The sequence below is a fragment of the Rhodoferax sp. genome, assembly GCF_014859475.1.
Lineage (GTDB): Bacteria > Pseudomonadota > Gammaproteobacteria > Burkholderiales > Burkholderiaceae_C > Rhodoferax.
Map to the genome: position 1 here is coordinate 1 of NZ_JACUUE010000261.1, position 2,872 is coordinate 2,872.

Genomic DNA, 2,872 nt, shown 5'->3' on the forward strand with positions numbered 1-2,872 from the left:
CCGAAGTCATGGATTGCGTCACTTCGTTCGCAATGACGACGTTCTTTCACGTTAAGGCGTCGCTTGCCGTTTGGCCCGGGCCCGGGCCAGCGCGGCCTCGATGACGGCGCGCTTTTTGTCCAGTACCACTGGGTCGGTATGCTGTGAGTGGGTGGCCAGGTCGGACAACTTGAGCTCGGCCTTGGCTTGCAGCCTTTGGGCGTTTTCAAGGGCTTCGCGCTGGCTCTTTTGTGAGTGAAATTCATAACGCTGACGGGCCTGCTCAGCCTGCGCGGGCGACCAGGCGGCCCAACCGGTGGCTTCGCCGCTGACAATTTCAATGTCGATGCAATCCACCGGGCACACCGGCAGGCACAACTCGCAACCCGTGCAATAGCGCTCGATGACTGTGTGCATCAGCTTGTTGGCACCCACAATGGCATCGACCGGGCAAGCCTTGATGCACAGTGTGCAGCCGATGCACCAGGTCTCATCGATAAAAACCACGGTGCGCGGCGCCTCAAGGCCGTTGTCCGGGTTCAGTGGCTTGGCTGCGCGTCCGGTCAGGGCGGCCAGGCGCCGCACCCCTTCGGCGCCTCCGGGCGGACACTGGTTGATGTCCGCGCTGTCTTCATGCAGGGCTTGCGCGTAACCGGCGCAGTCAGGATAACCGCAGCGCGTGCACTGCGTTTGCGGTAACACCGCCAAAAGTTCGGCGGTGTCGGGCTTCATGTACGGCGTTGGGTCGGCCGCTTGCGTGCCGGTTTGGCGGCTTCTGCCACGCTGACAACCGCTTTGCCGGTGCCTGCTTTGCTGGTGCCTGCCGACTTCGCAAGCTTGCTGCTTGGCTTTGCTTTGACCATGGGTTCTGTTGCCTTGGGCGCAGCTTTCTCGACCACTACGGGTGTTGCTGTGCGAGGCTTGATCTCGGCTGTGGTCGGCACCTCAGGCAAAACAAAGGAAGGTGCTGGTTCTGGCTGCACGGGTTCGGGGTTGGTCAGAACCGGTGCCGGGCTTGCCACCGAGACCGCGGTTTCGGCTGCCGGCTTGGGCTGATAGGCCAGAATGAAGGCCTTGACCTGCGGATAAACCACCTCGCGCCAGCGGCGACCAGCAAAAATGCCGTAGTGGCCGGCACCTTTCACTTCGATGTGGCGCTGGTCGGCCTTGTCCACGCCGCTGCAAATGGTGTGCACGGCAGCGGTTTGCCCCGAGCCCGAAATGTCGTCGAGCTCGCCTTCGATCGACAGCAATGCCGTGTTTTTGATGTCCTCGGGGCGCACGCGCTCGATCTTGCCTTCAACGCCTTTAACGTCCCAGTTGCCGCTGACCAGGCTGAACTCCTGGAACACGGCTTTGATGGTGTCAAGGTAGTACTGCGCGTCCATGTCGAGCACGGCGTTGTATTCGTCGTAAAACTTTCGGTGGGCGTCGGCACTGGTATCGTCGCCCTTGACCAGGTCCTTGAAGTAGTCGTAATGGCTGCGGGCATGGTTGCTCGGGTTCATGGCAACAAAGCCGGAATGCTGCAAGAAGCCGGGGTAAACCTTGCGCCCGGCACCGGGGAAGCGGGTTGGCACGCGGTAGATCACGTTGTGCTCAAACCACTCGATGCTCTTGTTCATGGCCAGATTGTTCACCGCCGTGGGCGACTTGCGCGCGTCGATCGGGCCACCCATCATGACCATGCTCAGGGGTGTGAGCTCGTTGCGGCTGGCCATTAGCGACACCGCAGCCAGCACCGGCACGGTGGGCTGACACACGCTCATCACATGGCAGTTGCCGTAGCGGCTTTGCACATGGCGAATGAATTCCTGTACGTAATTGATGTAGTCGTCCAGGCTGAAGTGCCCCTCAGACAGTGGCACCAGGCGGGCGTTGGTCCAGTCAGTGATGTACACCTTGTGGTCGCGCAGCATGGTCTTGACGGTGTCGCGCAACAGCGTGGCGTAATGGCCAGACAGCGGGGCCACGATCAGCACGGCAGGCTGGTCCTTGAGTTTGGTCAGGGTGTCAACATCGTCGGTAAAGCGCTTGAAACGGCGCAGTTCACAAAATGGCTTCTTGAGCTCGATGCGCTCATGAATGGCGACCTCAACGCCGTCCACATCCACCGTGCGCAGGCCAAACTCCGGCTTTTCGTAGTCCTTGCCCAGTCGGTGCAGCAGGTCGTAACCCGCAGAAATACGTTGCGACAGGGGATGCTGGCCAAACAAAGACAGCGGGTTGGCATACACCTTGGCCGCAGACTGCGCCAGATCAGTGAATGGCTCCATCAAAGAACGTTGGGTTTCGTAAAATTTGTAAAGCACGTGAATTCACCTTTGAAGAAAATGTTGCAGTGCAATATAACAGGTCTTGCGCTGTTACAACTGCGGTCAGACTGACGTTTCATACGGCGCGTATGATAATTGCTCACACGGCTTGACTTGTTGGCAGTTTTGATACAGAACAATCACGCCATGGTCTTTGGGCGCTGTGCCAGTTGCCCGGCCAAAGCATTCAGCGCCTGATACGTCTGGCCGGCGCTGGCATTCCAGTTTTGCAGCGCCTGGCCCTGCGCTGCCAGCAGGGCGGTATCGCCCCGGGCTGCAGGGCCGGTCAAGGCGGCCTGCGGGCCCAACTTGACGATGTTATTGACGGCGTTTTGCAGCAGACTGGCACGCAGATGATGAATCAGTTGGGGCGGCATGCCGCTGTGCTGCCATAGCTGCTCGGCCAGGTCTTGCAGCACCGGCAAAAAGTTGGTGGCGAACACGGCCCCGGCGTGGTAGAGCAGCTTGTCTTTTGAACGCACATCAAAACACTGGGCGCCCAAGCGGGTCAAAAGAGGGCGCAACTCGGCCAGCGCTGGCGCATCGCCTTCGAGCGCGCAGGGCGAGCCGGCAAATTG

At 60.1% G+C, this 2,872-nt stretch carries 3 protein-coding genes; all 3 read right to left on the reverse strand.

Annotation, left to right across the window (positions count from 1 at the left end; genetic code table 11):
• Positions 1 to 51: 51 nt before the first annotated feature.
• On the reverse strand, positions 52 to 711 hold the full coding sequence (gene rsxB / locus IBX54_RS14055) for an electron transport complex subunit RsxB (RefSeq protein WP_296543280.1): 660 nt from the start codon (positions 709 to 711) through the stop codon (positions 52 to 54).
• Complete coding sequence (gene phaZ / locus IBX54_RS14060; RefSeq protein ID WP_296543281.1) at positions 708 to 2,291, reverse strand: polyhydroxyalkanoate depolymerase; 1,584 nt, start codon at positions 2,289 to 2,291, stop codon at positions 708 to 710. The genes rsxB and phaZ overlap by 4 nt, the downstream gene beginning before the upstream one ends.
• A gap of 143 nt (positions 2,292 to 2,434) precedes the next feature.
• Positions 2,435 to 2,872, reverse strand: a 438-nt coding sequence (locus IBX54_RS14065) for a DUF2520 domain-containing protein (RefSeq protein ID WP_296543282.1), incomplete at its 5' end; no start/stop codon positions are given.